Source organism: Deltaproteobacteria bacterium (assembly GCA_005879535.1).
Taxonomy (GTDB): domain Bacteria; phylum Myxococcota; class Myxococcia; order Myxococcales; family 40CM-4-68-19; genus 40CM-4-68-19.
Genome location: VBKI01000095.1, coordinates 1 through 18279, shown reverse-complemented (window position 1 = coordinate 18279; position 18279 = coordinate 1). Strand labels below are relative to the sequence as shown.

16 protein-coding genes are annotated in these 18279 nt (G+C 67.1%); 8 read left to right on the top strand and 8 right to left on the bottom strand.

Going from position 1 to position 18279, the window contains the following annotated elements; translation table 11 throughout:
• Nucleotides 1–43 precede the first annotated feature (43 nt).
• Nucleotides 44–1192, top strand: coding sequence for an ROK family protein (locus E6J58_22745; GenBank protein TMB32524.1), 1149 nt, complete (start codon nucleotides 44–46; stop codon nucleotides 1190–1192).
• Nucleotides 1193–1241: 49 nt separating this feature from the next.
• Here E6J58_22745 and E6J58_22740 read toward each other — a convergent pair whose 3' ends face one another.
• Nucleotides 1242–1661 (bottom strand): hypothetical protein, encoded by a 420-nt coding sequence (locus E6J58_22740; protein TMB32523.1) that lies wholly within the window; start codon nucleotides 1659–1661, stop codon nucleotides 1242–1244.
• A 70-nt stretch (nucleotides 1662–1731) separates the two neighbouring features.
• On the bottom strand, nucleotides 1732–2625 hold the full coding sequence (locus E6J58_22735) for an endo alpha-1,4 polygalactosaminidase (protein ID TMB32522.1): 894 nt from the start codon (nucleotides 2623–2625) through the stop codon (nucleotides 1732–1734).
• A 313-nt stretch (nucleotides 2626–2938) separates the two neighbouring features.
• On the opposite strand from E6J58_22735, the gene E6J58_22730 reads away from it, so the two are divergent.
• Together E6J58_22730 and E6J58_22725 are read left to right on the top strand one after the other, a co-directional pair.
• A complete protein-coding gene (locus E6J58_22730) occupies nucleotides 2939–5365 on the top strand; it encodes an ABC transporter permease (protein ID TMB32521.1) in 2427 nt (808 codons plus the stop codon).
• A gap of 127 nt (nucleotides 5366–5492) precedes the next feature.
• Nucleotides 5493–7592, top strand: a complete 2100-nt coding sequence (locus tag E6J58_22725; protein ID TMB32544.1) for a response regulator — start codon at nucleotides 5493–5495, stop codon at nucleotides 7590–7592.
• A 48-nt stretch (nucleotides 7593–7640) separates the two neighbouring features.
• Here E6J58_22725 and E6J58_22720 read toward each other — a convergent pair whose 3' ends face one another.
• Nucleotides 7641–8066: a tetratricopeptide repeat protein gene (locus E6J58_22720; protein ID TMB32520.1), complete on the bottom strand. Its 426-nt coding sequence runs from the start codon at nucleotides 8064–8066 to the stop codon at nucleotides 7641–7643.
• Between the two features lie 217 nt (nucleotides 8067–8283).
• Here E6J58_22720 and E6J58_22715 point away from each other — a divergent pair, with 217 nt between their 5' ends.
• Nucleotides 8284–8649 carry a molecular chaperone DnaJ gene (locus tag E6J58_22715; GenBank protein TMB32519.1) on the top strand — a complete coding sequence of 122 codons (366 nt, stop codon included), beginning with the start codon at nucleotides 8284–8286 and terminating at the stop codon, nucleotides 8647–8649.
• 8 nt (nucleotides 8650–8657) lie between these two features.
• Here E6J58_22715 and E6J58_22710 read toward each other — a convergent pair whose 3' ends face one another.
• The gene (locus E6J58_22710; protein TMB32518.1) at nucleotides 8658–9482 is read right to left on the bottom strand and encodes a class I SAM-dependent methyltransferase; all 825 of its coding nucleotides are present in this window, start codon (nucleotides 9480–9482) and stop codon (nucleotides 8658–8660) included.
• On the opposite strand from E6J58_22710, the gene E6J58_22705 reads away from it, so the two are divergent.
• Complete coding sequence (locus E6J58_22705; protein TMB32517.1) at nucleotides 9325–10527, top strand: glycosyltransferase family 4 protein; 1203 nt, start codon at nucleotides 9325–9327, stop codon at nucleotides 10525–10527. The two genes, E6J58_22710 and E6J58_22705, sit on opposite strands and share 158 nt — an antisense overlap.
• On the opposite strand, the gene E6J58_22700 is transcribed toward E6J58_22705, so the two are convergent.
• Nucleotides 10446–11969 carry a lipopolysaccharide biosynthesis protein gene (locus E6J58_22700; GenBank protein TMB32516.1) on the bottom strand — a complete coding sequence of 508 codons (1524 nt, stop codon included), beginning with the start codon at nucleotides 11967–11969 and terminating at the stop codon, nucleotides 10446–10448. The genes E6J58_22705 and E6J58_22700 overlap by 82 nt on opposite strands.
• 92 nt (nucleotides 11970–12061) lie before the next feature.
• On the opposite strand from E6J58_22700, the gene E6J58_22695 reads away from it, so the two are divergent.
• The gene (locus E6J58_22695) at nucleotides 12062–12943 is read left to right on the top strand and encodes an FkbM family methyltransferase (protein ID TMB32515.1); all 882 of its coding nucleotides are present in this window, start codon (nucleotides 12062–12064) and stop codon (nucleotides 12941–12943) included.
• On the top strand, nucleotides 12802–13575 hold the full coding sequence (locus tag E6J58_22690; GenBank protein TMB32514.1) for a TMEM165/GDT1 family protein: 774 nt from the start codon (nucleotides 12802–12804) through the stop codon (nucleotides 13573–13575). Before E6J58_22695 ends, E6J58_22690 begins: the two co-directional genes overlap by 142 nt.
• A 13-nt stretch (nucleotides 13576–13588) precedes the next feature.
• On the opposite strand, the gene E6J58_22685 is transcribed toward E6J58_22690, so the two are convergent.
• From E6J58_22685 to E6J58_22675, 3 genes are all read right to left on the bottom strand, one after another.
• Complete coding sequence (locus E6J58_22685) at nucleotides 13589–13837, bottom strand: hypothetical protein (GenBank protein ID TMB32513.1); 249 nt, start codon at nucleotides 13835–13837, stop codon at nucleotides 13589–13591.
• A 389-nt stretch (nucleotides 13838–14226) separates the two neighbouring features.
• A complete protein-coding gene (locus E6J58_22680) occupies nucleotides 14227–14610 on the bottom strand; it encodes a hypothetical protein (protein TMB32512.1) in 384 nt (127 codons plus the stop codon).
• 77 nt (nucleotides 14611–14687) lie between these two features.
• Nucleotides 14688–15233 (bottom strand): hypothetical protein, encoded by a 546-nt coding sequence (locus E6J58_22675; GenBank protein ID TMB32511.1) that lies wholly within the window; start codon nucleotides 15231–15233, stop codon nucleotides 14688–14690.
• 386 nt (nucleotides 15234–15619) lie between these two features.
• On the opposite strand from E6J58_22675, the gene E6J58_22670 reads away from it, so the two are divergent.
• The coding region (locus tag E6J58_22670) for a hypothetical protein (protein TMB32510.1) at nucleotides 15620–18279 on the top strand (2660 nt) is incomplete at its 3' end.

The window sequence follows — 18279 nt, the reverse complement described above, 5'->3', positions numbered from 1 at the left end:
CGATGGCACTCCTCGGCGTCGTGGCCTGCGGGTTCGGCTTGCCATGCATGGCGATCGTCGCGCTTGCCCTTCGGACGGCGGCGTGAGCGTCCTGTCCGGCGATCCACGCGTCGTGCTCACGCTGGACGCCGGCGGCACCAAGTTCACGTTCAATGCGATGCGCAGCGGCCGGCTGTTGCTCGAGCCCCTCACGCTTCCCTCCCGCGCTGACGACCTGGACGCATGCCTCGAACAGGTCCGGGCGGGCTTCGACGCCGTGCATGCGGCGACGGGCAAGAACGCCGCGGCGATCTCGTTCGCCTTTCCCGGGCCCGCGGACTATCCCGCCGGCGTGATCGGCGATCTGGGCAACCTGCCCGCGTTCCGGGGCGGCGTCGCTCTCGGGCCGATGCTGCAGGACCGGTACGGCATTCCCGTGTTTCTCAACAACGACGGCGACCTGTTCACGTACGGCGAAGCGCTGGCAGGCTTCCTGCCTTGGGTCAACGAGCAGCTCGCGCAGGCGGGCAGCGCGCGCCGCCATCGGAATCTGATCGGCTTCACTGTCGGCACCGGTCTGGGTGCCGGCGTGGTGCACGACGGCAGGCTGTTGCTCGGCGACAACTCTGCGGCAGGAGAGGTGTGGAGCTTGCGCCACCGCGACGTGCGGGACGCCTTTGCGGAGGAGGGCGCCAGCATCCGGGCCGTCCGCCGCGAATACGCGCAGCGCACCGGCATCCCGCTCGACGCCGCGCCGCAGCCGCGCGAGATCGCGGCGATCGCTCGCGGCGAATCGCCGGGCGATGCCCAGGCGGCGGGCGAGGCGTTCCGGCGGCTCGGCGAGGTCCTGGGCGATGCGATCGCGCAGGCGCTCGCGATCATCGACGGGTTGGTGGTGATCGGGGGCGGCATGAGCGAAGCCATCCCGTTGTTCATGCCCGCCCTCGTCGCGGAGCTGAACGGCCTGTTGCGGACGGTGGACGGCAAGACCGTCGCGCGGCTCGAGCTGACCGCGTTCGACCTCGACGATCCGCGCGGGCGCAAGGAGTTCCTCCGCCAGGGCGGGCGCGAAGTCGCGGTGCCCGGCTCGACCCGCAAGGCGCTGTACCAGCCCGACAAGCGTACCGGCGTGGGCCGCTCGCGCCTGGGAACCAGCGCTGCCATCTCGCTCGGCGCGTACGCGTTCGCGCTCTCGCGGCTCGAAACTCCCTAAGGCACGCGCCGGAAAGGGTGCGCCTCGGTGTTGAAGACGACCTCGCAGTCTATTGCTTGGTGCCGGCGAGGCTGATCGTGAAGCCCTTCGAGAGGCCGCAGCCGGCAGCATTGCCGGCGCCCTGCACGTTCATCGTCGATCCGTTCAACGTGGCGGATGCGGACTGGAACGTCATGACCACGGGGCCGCAAGTGAATTGAACCGCCGGGCATACAAGGCTCCCTGACCACGAGGCCGAGTTGCCGCTGCCGTGCGCGGTGACCGAACCGGACGCGTCCAGGCAGACGCCGGTGAACGCGGCGTTCTGTCCAGACACGGCGACCTGCACTCCGCCGGGTATCGTCTGCGGCGATTCTCCGGAGATCGTGAGCGTGGCCTGCCCAGCCCACTTCCCGTTCATCGCCGTGTTCAGGTCTCCGCCACCGCACGCGAGCACCGTCGCGAAGATCACCCCGAGTCCGATTTTCATGATCCCCCCATCGCTGGCGGGCTGAATCATCGTGCTCGGGCAGATGTTTGTCCATCTGCGCCGCCCCAAGCTACCGGCAGGGCGTCCACGGCACGTCGTAAAGGTTCGTATTCTTGAGGATCGATCCGAACTGCCACGCGTCGGCCTTCGCGCACTGCAGGGAACGGTACTCCACGTTGAAGACCGCTTTTCCGGACGCGGTCCAGTCCGGCAATCCAGGGGCGGGATAGTTGCATTCGTTGTACTGGAAGCATTGCTCATTCATGGCAAAATCGAAATACGGCTTGAGGGTCGAGAGCTGACCGACGTCGTTCTTGAGACCGACGGCGAGCCCGACCCCGTGCGCAAGGTTGGCAAGGTACGCATTGAATTGCAGCTGATCGTTCGCGGTGAGCGGAAACCCGGAACGATTCTGATAGCCGTCGACGTTGTCCCACTCGATGGCATCGAAGCCGGCCTGCACGCACTTCTGCGCGCGCGCCGCGAGGATCGGACCGAGGAGGTCGATGCGACGGATGTCCACCCAACGTTCACCCGCCCAACCGTTCTTCCGTCCGAGCACGACGCTCGGGTACTGGTTCGCGTCCGGACGCCAGTTCTCCCAGGTGCCGGCGTCCAGGTAGCAGATCGCGCGCGCGCCCTTGGCGTGGATGGCGCTCGTCGCGGCGGTGTTCATCTCGTCGATGCGGCCGTTGACGGCGCTGTCGACGTACAAGTCGATGTCGAAGACCTCCGGTGCGACGGCGGATCCGCCTTCGGCAGGAACGGCGGTGATGTCTACGTTGATGCCGCCGGTCGATGCGTACGCGGTCACGCCCTGGAGCTGGTACTGCAAGCGTGCTCCGACAGGCGGCTGCCAGCAGCCGGTACACGAAGTCGGGGCTGGCAGCGCCGCGAAGGACGAGGTGGCCGCGGCCGGAAAGATGAGAGTGGCGCAGATGAGACCCAGTCGATGCGCATCCATGGTGGACCTCGCCGGGACAGATGAATGAGCGGGACCGATGCGCGCTCGTCATCGTGGATGCAAGATACGAGGGCACTTCCGTTGCCCCTGCGGGCAGATCCCCCATAGCCTGGGTATGGGAGGGGTGGCCCACCGCTCGTGTCGTCAAGATCGACGAGAGACCGCGCCGATCCACCGCGCTTATCGCTAGATGGATAATTCCACCTTGTGATGTCGCTGCGTCGTCCGGTTTTGGGACTGACGTTCCCCTAGCCGGTCAGTCAAAGGGTTCCTGTCCTCTGGACGCTCTTGGCACGGCGTTCGCTCGGAACGTATGGAACTTCCCGGCGGCGCGATGGACACCCTGCTTCTCGACCTGCGGCTCGGATGGCGTTCCCTGCGACGGAACACGGCGTTCAGCGCCGCGGCACTGTTGACGCTCGCCCTCGGAATCGGTGGCACCTGCGCGATCTTCGGCGTCCTGAACGCGGTCTTCCTGCGGCCGCTGCCCTTCGAGGAGGAGGCGCGGCTCGTTCGCTTGCGCGACTTCACGGCCGCGCCAGGCGGCGCGATCAGCCCCGTGAACATCACCGGCCGCCACTTTCTCGAGATTCTCGCCCAGTCGCGGACGCTGTCGGGAATCTCGGCGCAGACCGGTCGCAACGCCACGCTGACGGGCGGCCAGACTCCCGAACGCGTCGACGCCGTCGTGCTCTCCCCGGGGAGCATGGCGGTCCTGGGCGTCCGGCCGGCGATGGGTCGCGCCTTTCTCCCCGATGAGGAAGAAGAGGGCATCGATGCGGGCGTCGCCTTGATCAGCACGGCCCTGTGGCGGAGCCGCCTGGGCGCCGATCCGGGAGTGCTGGGCAGGACGTTGCAAATCGACGGCCGCACCGTCCGCATCGTCGGCGTGCTGCCTCCGGGCTATCGCTTTCCGTATCACGCAGACATCTGGTTGCCGGCCCGGATCGATCCGGTCTCGCCGGACGACTACGCGGTGTTCGCCCGGATCGCGCCCGGCCATACCCTGAGCGAAGTCCGCGCGGAGCTGCGCGCCGTCGCCTCGCGCATGCGAGAACGGGATCCGCGCACGTACCCGGGCTACGGGATCCTCGCGGCGCCGCTTCGCGAGAGCTTGATTGGCGATCAGGATCGGGTCGCGCTGGCCCTCCTGGTGGTGCTGGGCTTCTTCCTGCTGCTCGCCTGCGTGGACGTCGCGGCGCTCCTCTTTGCCCGCTCCGTGTCGCGCCAGCACGAGTTCGCACTCCGCAGCGCGCTCGGAGCATCGCGCGGACGACAGATCCGGCAGCTGCTCACCGAGAGCGCGCTCTTGGCGATCATCGGCGGCGCGCTCGGCACGGTGCTGGCCGCCGAGTTTGGGCCTGCGATCTGGGCGCTGGTGCCCACGAACCTCTCCGAGCAACTGGGCCTCGAGCAGGCGCCCTTCGAACCGCGCGTGCTCGCGTTTGCCCTGGCGGTCTCCCTGACGTCGGCGCTCGTCGCCGGGGCCCTGCCGGCATTGCAGGCTACGCGACCCGATCTCCAGACTACGCTGCGCGGCGCGCCGCAGGGAACCGAGGGCCGCGGGCGTCGCCGGCTGATGAACCTGCTCGTGTCGGGCCAGATCGCCCTGGCTGTCGTCCTCCTCTGCGGCGCGGGGCTCGTGATCGAGAACTTCCGGCTGCTGCGCGGTCGCGACCTGGGATTCGACGAGAGGCAGCTGCTGACGGCGGAGATCGAGCTTCCCCGGTCGCGCTACTCCGACGGAGCACGGCGTGCGACGACCGTCGCGCAGCTCTCGGCACGGCTGGCCTCGACGCCGGGCGTTACGGCTGCAGGCGTCGTCACCATGAACCCGCTGCGCGGCGGGACCTGGAGCGCGCCGGTCATTCGCGAGGGACATGAGGAGAAGCAAGCCGCCAGCATCTACCACCGGCTGGTCACGCCCGGGCTGCTCGGCGCCATGCGCATTCCTTTGCTGCGGGGACGTGACGTGGAGGCTGCCGACGGGCCCGACGCACCTCTCGTGGCGGTGATCAGCGCGCGCCTCGCCGCGAGGCTGTGGCCGGACGAGGATCCCATCGGCAAGAGGCTGCGCATCGCGCGGGAAGGGTCGCCGTGGCGCACCGTGATCGGCGTCGTGCGCGACGTGCACGAGCGGTTCGACGTGCACGAGGCCTGGTACCTTCCCTATGCGCAGAATGCGGCCACGCCGGCGGCGGAGATCCTCGAGCTGATGGTGCGCAGCCCGATGGATCCGGGCTCGCTCGGCGCTGCCGTTCGCGACGCGGTCGCGTCGGTCGACCCGGAGCTCGCGATTGCGCAGATGGCGACGATGGAGCGCGTGCACGCGGAGACGCTGACGCAGGAGCGCGTCGCGGCGCAGACGGTGTCGCTGTTTGCCATGCTCGGCCTGGCGCTCGCCGCCCTCGGGACGTACGGGGTGATCTCGTACGCGATGGCGCGGCGGACGCGGGAGCTCGCGATTCGCGCCGCCATCGGCGCCGCGCCGGGTGCGCTGATCCAGCTCGTCATGGGCCACGGTCTGGGCCTGGCGGCGGGAGGCGTCGTGGCAGGCCTGGGGCTCGCGGTTGCGTTCCACCGCGTCGTCGCTTCCCAGCTCAGCCAGGTGGCAGCGGCCGACCCGCGGATCTATCTCGGAGTCGCGGCGCTCCTCCTCGGCGTCGGCGCCGCCGCGAGCTGGCTGCCAGCGCGGCGCGCGATCAAGGTGGATCCGGCCATCGCGCTCCGATCGGAGTGAACGTAGCGTGTATCGTTCGCTCCTTGACGACCCCAGTACCCCGCTGTTGCGGTAGCCGCCGCTCCTGTCTCCCTCTGTACGAGTGTCGGAAGATCTGAAGCTCGACGTCGGCGCCGTCGCCGGCGAGATGGCAGCGCGGATCCGCGCCAAGGATTGGTCCGCCACCGCGCTGGGGCCCGCGGAATGGTGGCCGCAGAGCCTTCGGACGGCAACGAGCATCTGCGTCGAATCGGGTTTCCCCATGCTGGTGTGCTGGGGACCCGAGTTGGTCATGCTCTACAACGACGGCTACATCCCGGTCCTTGGCGCGAAGCACCCCAATGCGCTCGGCCAGCCGCTGCTCGAATGCTGGGCGGAAATCCGCGACATGATCGGACCGATGTTCCGCGGCGTCATGGAAACGGGCCGCGCGGTGTACGCGAACGATCTGATGTTTCCGCTCGGCCGGCACGGCTTCACCGAGGAGTGCTACTTCACCTTCTCGTACAGCCCGATCCGCGAGGAGAATGACCGCGTCGGCGGCGTCCTCGTCACCTGCATCGAGACCACCCGGCGCGTGCTGAGCGAGCGCCGCATGCGCACCGTGCGCGACCTGGCAGCGCGGGCATCGCAAGCGAACACGGACGCAGCGGCCTGGCGCGGCGCTCAGGAAGTCCTGGCGCAGAACCCCTTCGGGATGCCGTTCGTCGTGCTCTACTCCATGGACGGATCGGTGGCGCGGCGGGTTGGCCTCTGCGGCCTGCAGCCCGATTCTCCCGCCGCGCCGGAACGGATCGATCTCCACGCTGCCGGCTCCGCATGGCCCGTCCTGCTCGCGGCGAGCGGCAAGTCAGAATTCGTGCCCGATGTGCGCCGGCGATTCGGCGACATCCGCGGTCCGGTATGGCCCGAGCCGGTCGAATCGGCGTCCGTCATTCCCATCGCGCGCCCGGCGCTCTCGCGACCCTACGGTTTCCTGATCGCCGGGCTCAGCCCGCGACTGCATCTGGACGACGAGTACCGCACTTTTCTCACGCTCGTGGCCGAGCACATCGCGACGGCCGTCGCCAACGCCCGCGCCCATGAGGAGCTGGTGCGATCCCAACACCGCACGGAGATGCTCGCGGACCAGGCTCGTGCCGCGGAACGGCGCAAGGACGAGTTCCTGGCGATGCTCAGCCACGAGCTGCGCAATCCGCTGGCACCCATCGCCAACGCGGTGCAGCTGATGAAACTCCGCGGGGACGGGCCTCCCGGGCGCGAGCGCGAAGTGATCGAGAGACAGGTGGCGCATCTCTCGAGGCTCGTCGACGACCTCCTCGACGTGTCGCGCATTGCCAGTGGGAAGTTCGAGCTGCGGCGGCGACCGATGGAGCTTGCGGAAGCCCTCGAGAAGGCGGTGGAGATCGTCAGCCCGCTGCTGGAGGAACGCTGCCATGACCTGCGCGTCGAGTTGCCGCGTCAAGGGCTGCGCGTCCACGGCGATGGGGTGCGCCTCTCGCAGCTCTTTGCGAATCTGCTGACGAATGCGGCGAAGTACACGCGGCAAACGGGGCACATCGTCGTCGCCGCGCAGAGGGAGGGCGAGGAGATCGTCGTGCGCGTCCGCGACGACGGCATCGGCATTCGGCCGGAGCTGTTGCCGCGCATCTTCGATCTCTTCGTCCAGGGCGGCCGCGGACCGGACCGGACGGAAGGCGGCCTCGGTCTCGGACTCGCCCTGGTGAAGAGCCTGGTGACGCTGCACGGCGGGTCGGTCACCGCGCGGAGCGACGGCGTGGATCGCGGCAGCGAGTTCGTCGTGCGGCTGCCGGTGCTGCGAGAGGCGATTGCGGAGGAGAACGTGGCCTCTCCGGCGCTCGGTGCGCGGGCGGCCTCGCTCAAGAAGCGTGTGATGGTGGTGGACGACAACCGCGACGCAGCGGAGATGCTGGCCGAAGCTCTGCGCATCGAGGGCCACGACGTGTCGGTAGCGCATGACGGGCTGGAGGCGCTTTCGCTCATCGACGAGCGGGAGTTCGACGTCAGCATTCTCGACCTCGGGCTGCCGCTGATGGATGGGTACGAGCTGGCCCAGCGGATCCGGCAGGATGGCCGCTGCGCCACCACGCGGCTGATCGCCGTCACCGGATATGGTCAGGAGAACGACGTCGCGCGGGCGCGCGCCGTCGGGTTCGACCTGCATCTCGTCAAGCCAGTGGAATTGCAGGCGATATTGCAGGCCGTGGAAAGCCTCCATCGCGCTTGAGAGGCGGTTAGAGCTGCAACTGATGATCGCCTCGGAGCGCGCCGCTCCTCATCCTTTCCAGATCGATGCCTTCTTCGCCCAGGTGCTGTTGCTATACCTGCTGCCGAAGGCCGCCGCCGTCTCCTTGAGGGCGCTCGCGTCTCCCGTCGCCTTGTAGCGCGAGACGCCTGCCCAGTAGAGCGCCTCGGCCGCGGCGTCGGACTGCCCAAATCGATCGACGATCTCGCGAAACTGACGCTCGGCGTCCTGCCATTGCTTCGCCTTGAAGGCGCTCTTGCCGAGGCCGAGCTTCAGCTGGGCGAGGAAATCATCAGTCTGGAGAAATCCCTCCACGCGGTGTTGTTCGACTCCGTCAGGGTTCAGCTCCAGGATCGTCGGCGTCCACTGTGCGCCATATCGCTCCCCGAACCGCTTGAAGTCCTGTTCCGTGATGAAGCGGGCGACGCGCTCATCCGGGTAGACCTCGGCATCCAGCCGAGCGCACCCCCCTCACGTCGGCGCGGCGCTGAAGTCGAGCAGAACAGGCTTGCGCTCGGTTTTTGCCTCTTTCAGCACCTGATCGACGTCGTGCCGCCACTTGATTTCCATGTTTCCTCCATCGCCAGCCGGAACATGAGCATGCGGAACCCGAGGCAGTAGGGACGCTCACTATCTCAACGCCGAGGGAGTCGATCGGTGGTACACGCTTCCCATGGAGACTGAAGTCTGCCGCCTCTGCGGCGGGGACGGGCGCATCGGCAACGCGCTCGGCCGCAGCTCAGCAACGTGTCCAAGCTGTCATGGCTCTGGCCGGCGAGCCGATACGTCGTCGCGGTTCCACGACGTCACCAAGACGAAGCCCTCACATTACCGCGCCGAGGTGACTCCCAAGGGGCCCAAGGTTCCGGTCACGCCCGAAGGCATCCAGCTCGCCTCCGAAGTGAACGCATCTACGGTGCTGACCGAGGACGCGAAGGCGCGTCTGCTTGCCGAGATCATGAACCACGAGAGCACGCACGGCCGGTGCACCCGGACTTTCCTCAAGAAGGTCCGCAAGCAGGTCCGGCCACACGAATAGGCCAGGGTTTACCGGCGCCGTGCAACCGCGATTGGCGCTGTCCGATCCCTCTGGTCGATCTCCACGACCGCGAACCCAGCCGCGGTGAGCATACGCTGCAGCGAGCCGATCAGCTGGAACACCTCGCCGCGCATCTGGCGGCCGGTGAGCTCGAAGGCGGCGCCGCGTCCGATCACGCGCAGCGCATGCACGATCTCCTTGAGCGTGCGCGCCCGGAGGAGTCGCCGCAGGTAGTAGCGCAGGTGGTGTACCTGCAGCACCAGCACGCCGCCTGGAGCGAGGACGCGCGCCATCTCGTCGAGAGCCATCCGGACGTTCATGTAGGGGACGGCGAGCCGGCAGAGCACGACGTCGAAGGCGGCGCGGGCGAAGGGAAGCGCTTCACCGACGCCGACGAGCAGCGATGGCGCCCGGGAGCCGAACAGCGATCGTCCCTCGACGAGACCGCTCCGTCGGACATCGATTCCAACGGATACGGTGTCCAGATAAGGCAAGAGTTCCTGCCCTGCACCACAGCCGACGTCGAGCACAGAACGCGGCAGCGGAACCACGCGCGCAGCAAAAGCCTGCAGCGGGGCGCCCATCTGTTGGAATTTGTGCCATTCGCTGCGGACGTAGACCGCATGCTCGTCGACGTTGCCGCCAAGCGAGGCCGTCCGTACCTTCGCAACCTCGATGCCGCTCGGTATCGGCATGCTCGCGGGCGTTTTTCCGCCGTTCATCGGCGGTATCCAGACGCATACCCTGCAGCTCGCGCGTCGGCTCGTCGAGCACGGCGTCGAAGTGCACGTCTTGACACGCCACCACACAGGCCTTTCCCGCCAGGAGTGCATGGACGGCGTGCACGTGCATCGCGTGGGCGATGCCAGTCTGCCGCGTGGGATCCGCGCCGCGTCCTACTTGCTCGGCGCCCTCGCGACGCTGCATCGATTGCGGAACGATATCCATCTGTTCCACGCCCACCAGCTCATGGCGCCGGCACTCGTCGGCTACCTGGGTCGCGCGATGCTCGGAAAGCCGCTCGTGTTGAACCCGCACAGCCCGGTGGAAGTCGCACAGCTCCAAGCACGAGGCGCTTCCGGCCGGTTGCAGCTTGCGGCAGCGCGACGTTTCGGCGACGCGTTCGTGAGCATCTGCAAGCCGATCACCGTGGAGCTCTTGCGCGCCGGCGTGGACGAAGGTCGCATCCATTTCATTCCGAACGGGGTCGATACCCGCGTTTTCCACCCAGCGAATTCGACCGAGCGCGCACAGCTGCGTCGCGAGCTCGGCCTTTCGGATTCGCCGATGGTCGTCTATGCTGGCCGGCTGTCGTACGTGAAGGGAATCGACGTCCTCCTCGACGCCTGGCCTCATCTCGAGGACCGGGCGCAGCTATGTATCGTAGGCGACGGCGAAGACGCCGCCGCGCTGCGAGAGCACGCCGCCGGGCTGCGCGGAGTGCGATTCGTTGGTCCGATTCGCAATCCTGCGCCATTCCTGCGCGCCGCGGACGTCGCAGTCATGCCCTCGCGAAGCGAGGGTCTCTCCGTCGCCCTCCTCGAGGCAATGTCCTGTGGGCTTTCGACGGTGGCGACGGCAGTGGGCGGCTCGCCGGACGCCATCGACGACGGTATCGATGGCCTTCTCGTTCCCCCCGAGGATCCGCCCGCGCTTGCCGGCGCCCTGATCCGGGCGTTGGAAACGCCGTCGATGGGGTTGGCCGCGCGCGCCCGGATCGTGGAGGGTCATTCGATTGATCGAGTCGCGGACCGGGTGCTCGCGCTGTATCGGGCTCTGTGCCCTGCGCCGCGTCGCTACTTCTCGATGAGCCCGGCCGTGAACGGGGCAGTCGTTGCAACAGCGGATCTGCCGAGCACGGCTCGCACCGTGAAGTAAGCGGCAGAGTAGACGAGTACGGACGCGATCAGCAGCTGCGGCCCGCCCGGTAGCACGAATCGCAGCGCAAGCGCCGGCACGACCGCGAGGGCCGCACAGGTCGCGATGCGCACGAGAGCGCGCCAATCGACCAGATCGCGGGTCGACACCCGCAGGTATCGTCCCGCGCGCGAGAGCAGCACCGCGCAGCCGAGCGACTCGGCGACAATCGCCGCGCCGATCGCCCCCTGAATCCCGAGCAGTCGGATGCCGGCCAGGACCAGCACGGCTGTGACCAGCAGGCGAACGGCATTGAAACGGAACAGGAAGCGCGTGTCTCCCGACGCACGAAGAACCGCGTCGCAGGGGAAGATCCACAGTGGAATCTCCGCAGTCGCCAGCATGAACAAAGGCACGGCGGGCGCGTAATCGGCCGTGAAGAGCATGGGGAGGAGGATCGGACCGACCAGCCAGGACCCTACCGCGGCCGGGAAAAGCAGCGTCGCCAGCCTCTCGATCGAGTCTTGCCAATGGCGTACTGCGCCCGGGAGGTCCCGCATCGACTCCCGGCGGCCCAGCTCGACCATCAACACTTCTGACGTCGGTGTGTAGATGATGTCGATGACGGGGAGATGAAACGACGCCACGGCGAAGAGCGCGAAGGTGGCCGGGTCGAAACAGGCGGAGACCACGTACTGCGGGAGGTACTTGTGAACCACGTAGAGAAGGCTCGAGCCGGCGAACGGAAGCGCATAGGCAAGCTGCGGCCGCAGCAGCGACCAGCGCGGCGCCGCGCGCGGCGCGAGCCCTGAGCCCACGAGCGACCACAGCGTTCCGACTCGCAAAACTGCGACGAGGCAAGCGGCCCAGAAGAGCCACGTGTCGCCGAAGACGGCGGCCGCGAGGACGATGGCTGCGGCGCGCAACACATCGCTCGCCGTGTAAGCGAAGGCCGCCTTGCGCAGATGGCCTTCGCACACCAGCGTGGCCTCGAGAGGCGCGGCCGCGAGCATCGCAGCCGAATACACCGCGAGCGGTATGCGCAATCCGACGAGGTCAGGCGAGGCCAGCCATCGGGACAGCAGAGGAGAAAGAGTCCAAATGGCGATGCCGAGCAGCGCTCCGAGACCCGCCAGCAGCGCCACGACCTGCGCGACGTACGCCCCGCGCTGCGCCGCCCCGCGCGGCAAGAAGTAGTACAGCGATTGCGTCAGCCCGAGTTGCCCGACGAGCAGCAGCGTCTGCGCGACCAGGAAGAACTGCTTGTAGGTTCCAAAGGAATGCGGATCGAGCACCCGCACCAGGACGAGCGGCAGGCCGAAGGTGAGCGCTGCGGAGGCAACGCGCGAAAGCACCAGCGGTCCAGAACGACCGAAGGCTTGCACCGATAGCAAACGCCACCGCCGCGCAAGCGAGCTCATTCCACCGCCGCCTTTGGCCAGGGGGTAGCGGTGTCCACTCATCTCTCCCTCCCGATTGAACGAATCTACTCACTCCCTTGGCTACACGGCAGGCGGGTGGCCGGGCGCCCTCCCGCACGAGCGCGGGCGAGCCTATGTTCAGCGGGATGGACGCGACGAGCCCGATCGCAGTGGCTCCCTGGTACTGGCGGCTTGCCGTCTACCTCGTCCGCAACCGTTATCGAGGCGGGTGGCGGCTGTTGGAAATCACGCAACGCCTCGGGCTTCTGGACAAGGTGGTCCGGATTCCCGTCCTGGGCGGATCGCTCGACGTGCCGCTGCATCGAGAATGCAACGAATGGTGGGACGAGTCTTACGTCTCCAGCTACGAAGCCCCGTTCGTGGAGGCGCTCGTCACCGCAGCGGAGTCACTGCCACGACCCATCGAGCTCATCGATTGCGGCGCGGACATCGGGATCTTCTCGGTGCTCGTTGCGGCGCGTTTCCCGCACTTTCGTCGCGTGACCGCCTTCGAGCCGAACGCCGAGGCGTTCCCGTTCCTCGTGTCGAATCTCGGACGACTGCCGATGACCGCCGTCCCGAAGAATGCAGCGGTGAGCGACTTCCCGGGCCGGGCGCGGCTCGACAGCAGCCCACGCGATCGGACGGATTCTGCGAAGTTCATCGTGCCTGAGGCCGAGGGCGAGTTCTCCGTCGAGCGCGTCGACGATCTTGGAATCGAAGATGCCAGCGTCGTGCTCAAGATCGACGTGGAAGGGGCGGAGATCAACGTGCTCCGCGGCGCGCTGGAGACCCTGCGCAGGGCGCCTGGGTTCGCGGTCGGATTCGAGGCTCATCGGGACGTGGTGAGCCGCACGGGGGTCGACCCGAGCGAATGCATCCGCCTTTTGCAATCCATTCGCCCGGTGAGGATCCAGGTCGCCGAGGATCGCGGGGCCCGCATCGATCCGGAGCGACCCTTCTTCGATCAGGTGCGCGCGTTGAAGGTCTACAACGTCGTTTGCTCTTCGACGTAGGCTGGTCGAGCAGGGCGATTATTCCCAGCAGGAATTTCCAGCCAGCAGCCGCGGTCGCCGTCGACGTGAATGCACTTCCATTGCTCTTGAGTTTTCTGCTCATCCTGCTCGCGGAGCTGCCGGATAAGACGCTCTACACCGTGCTGCTCCTCGCCACGCGGAATCGACCGTGGCCGGTGTTGCTCGGCGCATGCGCGGCCTTTCTCGCGCACGGTTTCATCGCCGTAGCCTTGGCCAGTGTCCTGGGAGCGCTGCCAACTTGGCTGCTCACATTCGGGACCGCCGGCCTGTTCATCACCTTCGGACTGCGTCTGCTCTTTCAACGCAAAGAGATCGGGGAATCAGCGAACGCTGCGGCTGCGGATCGGGTCCTGACCACCAGCTTCTGGCTCGTATTCGCGGCGGAGTGGGGCGACGCGACGCAGATCGGCACGGCGGCACTGGTGGCGCGGTTCCCGGACCACCGCTGGCAGGTATTTTCGGGCGCGACGTTGGGTCTCTGGGTTGGGGCATTGCTGGCGGTCGCGATCGGCAGAGCTGCCGGCCGCTGCTTGCCCGAGGTCGCGGTGCGGCGGGTCGCCGGTGCAGTCTTCTGCGCATTCGGCATCCTCACCGCGATCCACGGATCATGAAGTCGCCAGACCTCTAAGGATAGGGATTGCCGTAACCGGCATCGCCTGTCGAAGACTGCTGCACGGTCACCGTGCCCTGGAAGGCGGTCTTCCCGGGCATGAGAGCGTCCGAGAACGTGCACGTCTTCGGACCGGCGCCCATCGTCGCGGTGAAGCTCGCGCCCGCAGCGAGAACGGGCGAGCTCAGCTCGGAGCAGTCGTTTGAGACAACTTGATGGTTGACCGTATCTTCGTTGGTGAACTCCAGCCGAGCCCCGGCCATCACGGAAATCGTGGAGGGAGTCACGCCCCCAGCCCGCAGCGAAACCATCGCAGGCCCGGAGCTCGAGGGAGAACCACCGCAGGCCGCCAAGGCAAGCGGGAAGAGCAGCATTCGTTTGTGCATCGATTCCTCCGGAGAGAAGTGGACCTCAAGGCGAGCCGACGATGACCTTCTCCTGCCCAGGCACATCCGCGGTGGCGGCCGCGAGAGAGTGGCATCCTCGGCGTCGTGGTCGTTGCGCAAAAGCCACCGAACGAGATTGTAGCCGGCCTCATGTGGGTCGGCACCACTGCCTCGAACGACTGAACTCGATGCGGCAATACCCCTCCGAGCGGCCAGGTCCAACCGCTGCGACCAGGGCACCAGCGGCTTTATTCACGCGCCGCGCATCAGTCCTGCGTCGCCAGGCGCCGCTCCTCCTGCTCGTCGCGTACCCGGAGGGTGCCGAAGTAGCCGGTGGAGAGCGGCGCGAGTAGATCCTGGAAGTGGCACACCTTGGGTCCGACGCCGATCGCGACGGCGTAGGTCTCCCCGGGGTTGAGGACGGTAGACGACAGCTCGGCGCAGTCATTCGAATAGATCTGGTGAGGTCGCGCATCGGCGTTGACGAACGCAAGGACGTTGCCCGCCTCGACCTCCAGGACGGGTGCGCTGATTCCGTGCTCGTCGAGCCGCTCGACCGGCTCTCGCCTCGCCTCGCGGCCCAAGCTCGCGCAACCGCAGAGCGCCGACAAGCACGCCAGCACCGCCATCTTCATCGACTTGAGATCCATCTCCACTTCTCCTTGTCTGGTTTCGCAACCACAGAGTTCGACGACCGCTGTGGCATTCGTCGGAAAGAAATTCGCCGTCAGGACATGATCAGTGACGCTCGGCCGGGCCGGCGACCCAGCAGGAGTTGTGCGGCGCGCAGCGCCTCGACCGCGAGGGCCACGGATAACGCGGTCGAACCGTCCGCGAGCGCCAGATCCAACGAGGCACCATGTTCGAGCAACAGGTCGACGAGCTCGACGCAATCGAGCATGGCTGCGAGCATCAAAGGCGTCAGGCCTTCCGGGCCGGCGCCGTCGGGATTGGCGCCATGATCGAGAAGCAACGCGATCACCCGGTGATCCGCGTCCATCACAGCGGTTGTGAGCGGGGTGAAGCCGAGATCGCTGCGCGACTCTGGCTTCGCGCCGCGCTCGAGCAGGAGGCATGCAGCGTCGAAGCGCCGGTTTGAGCAGGCGACGTGCAGCAGCGTCTCACCGCGCTCGTTGCACGCGTCTGCCGGCAGGCCGTGATCGAGTACGCTGCAGAGAGCGGGAGTGTCGCCGACGCGCGCGTGGAAGAATGCGGCGCGGGTGAGCGACATTGAATGAAAAGTCGGAGCAGGGAACGTGCGCAACCTCGTCATCGGATTTCTCCATGTTCCGCCGTTCCCGACTACTCGCCGCGCGCCGTTATTCCTCGGAGCCTTCGTCGCGCTATTGCCAGTGGCCGACCGCGCACGCGTCGAACCGCCGCGAGAAACGGATGCAGTGACGAACCTCACTGTCGGTCGCGCTTGAGTTCTTCGAAGCTCCACGCCGCCTCAGGGCCGTGAAGGACGACCCAAGCGAGCGCACACTTGCCGCTAGAGGTGTCCCAGACCTGCTTCGGTCTGGAACAAGCTCACTTCCATTCGGCAATTACCTGATTCCGATTCAAGGGTTTACCTGATAGCGCGGCCGACTGGAGAGACCATGGTCGTAAGCGAGGCACTCGGAACTCGCCGAGTCCTCGTGGCGTGGGGGGTACTAGATGCCAACGCCGATCGAACGCGCCCGCTTCAGTCGTCGTGTGCGTGGCACTCCATGGCTTCTGGCTGCTGCGCTCCTGTTTGCGACGCCGCTCTGGGCGCAAGAGCCCGGGACCTGGGTGCCAATGGCAGACTTGAACCAGGCTCGCGGCGGACACACCGCCACGCTCCTCGCGAACGGTTCAGTGTTGATCGCCGGGGGAAAGGATGTCGCCGGCCAGCCCTTGGCGTCAGCCGAGATCTACGATCCGGCGACCGGGCGCTACGCGCCTCTCACCTCGCCTCTGCCCACTCCCGTCTGGGGGCACACCGCAACGCGGCTCAATGACGGCACGATCCTGATCGCGGGAGGGAACGGCAACGACGGGCAGCCGGTCGCCGACGCTCAGCTCTTCGATCCAGCCGCGGGCACGTTCATCCGAGTCGGGTCGATGAGCACGCCGCGCAGTCAGCACACGAGCACGCTGCTCGGCGATGGGCGGGTGCTGCTGGCAGGAGGCACCGACGGCGTGAGCGCGGTGGCCCAGCTCGAGCTTTACGATCCGGATGCTCGAGCCGTTTCAGGGGCGCCCAGTTCGCTCTCGACGGCGCGGCAGAACCACACTGCCACGAGATTGCCTCAGGGAGTCGTTCTGATCGCAGGAGGCTCCAACTCGTCCGGAACACTGGGGACTGCGGAACTGTACGACCCAAGCAGCGGCACGGTTGCCGCAGCGGGCGGACTCAGCGTCGGTCGCGCACTCGCCAGCGCGGCGCTGTTGCTCGACGGCACGGTCCTCGTCGCTGGCGGCGAGAGCGCGGCGAACCGGGACCTCGATACGGCCGAGGTTTACGATCCCATCAGGAATACCTTCACGCTCGTGCCCGCGCAGATGAGCACCGCTCGCAGCGGTCACCTCGGCGTACAACTGCTTTACAACGGGCGTGTCCTGATCGCCGGCGGCACGAACGGCGGACAGCCCGTCGCGACCGCCGAGGTCTACGATCCTGTCACTGGCGCGTTCGGCGCAGTCGAATCGCCGACCACCGCGAGGCAGCTCTTCGCCTCCAACTTCTTCGATGTCCCGCATACCGGCACCGTGCTCGCCACCGGCGGGTTCGGCGGCGCTCAGACCGCGCTCGCCTCCTCCGAGGCGTTCTTCTACTCCACGCTGCGCAGCGACAAGCCGGACTACTCGCCCGGCGATACAGTGACACTGACGGGAGAAGGGTGGCGTCCGAACGAGACCATCACAATCAACATCCATCAGTCGAGTGGAGATCCAGACACCACCCTCATCGCCATTGCCGATGACCGCGGCGCATTTACGAACAGCGAGTTCCAGGTCAACATGTTCGATGGCGGGGTGTCCTTCCTCGCGACTGCCACCGGGCAGGGGTCAGGCTGGACGGCCCAGACGACGTTCACCGACCATCCCGGCAATACCCCTCACTCGACGGCGACGGGGGTCGTTTGCAGCGCCGCCAATGTTCTCGTCAACAGCACGGTCACCTGCACTGCCATCGTGACCGACACCTCGAGCGCGCCTGGAAACAGGGTGAACCCGCCTGGAACGGTGAGCTTCACCAGCTCCAAGGCCGGCACCTTCGCTCCTGCTACTTGCGTTCTCGTGCCCGTCGCCTCCTCGCGAGACCAGAGCAGCTGCTCGGTGACTTTCACTCCAAGCGAACCCGGAACTCACACCATCACCGCGAACTATTCCGGTGGCATCCTCGTCGGCCATGGGCCAGGCGGACAGAACGTTCCGATCAATCCGAGTTCCGGTACCTTCACGCTGATGGTCACCGCCCGCACCACCTCGACGACCCTCGACTGCCCGGACTCGACCTCGGCGAACAGCCCGCTCCTTTGCACCGTCACGGTTACGGACACCGCGAGCGGCACGAAGAGCGCCCCCGAAGGCACCGTAAGTTTCACGATCAGCGGCGCCGCCGGCTCGACCGTCACCCCAAACCCCTGCACGCTGGCGCCGATCACGGGCAGCACGAGCAGCAGCTCGTGCACGGTGAGCTTCAGTGCCAATCAGACCGGCAGCTACACCATTACCGCCACCTACAGCCCCACCGCCGGCACGGTCCACAGCGGCAGCAGCGGCACCGACACCGTCGAGGTCAGCACGCGCACGACGATGACGACGCTGGACTGCCCGGACTCTACCTCGCCCAACACTCCGCTCACCTGCACGGTAACGGTGGCCGACACGGCGGGGGGGACCAAAAGCGCGCCCGTGGGTACGGTGGGCTTCAGCATCAGCGGCGGCCCCGCCGGCTCGAGCTCGAGCGTCACCCCGTGCGCTCTCGCTCCGAGCAGCGGCAGCAGCAGCTCCTGCACGGTGAGCTTCAGTGCCAATCAGACCGGCAGCTACACCATCACCGCCACCTACAGCCCGGGACCTGGATCGGTTCACTCCGGCAGCAGCGGGACCGATACGGTGGCGGTCATCACCCGCACGACGTCGACGACGCTGGACTGCCCCGCGTCGACCCCGGCCAACAGCCCGCTCACCTGCACCGTGACGGTAGAGGACACGGCGAGCGGCACCAAGAGCGCGCCCTCGGGCACGGTGGGCTTCACCGTCAGCGGCGGCCCCGCCGGGTCGACCTCGAGCGTAACCCCTTGCGCTCTCGCTCCGACCACAACCAGCAGCAGCTCCTGCACGGT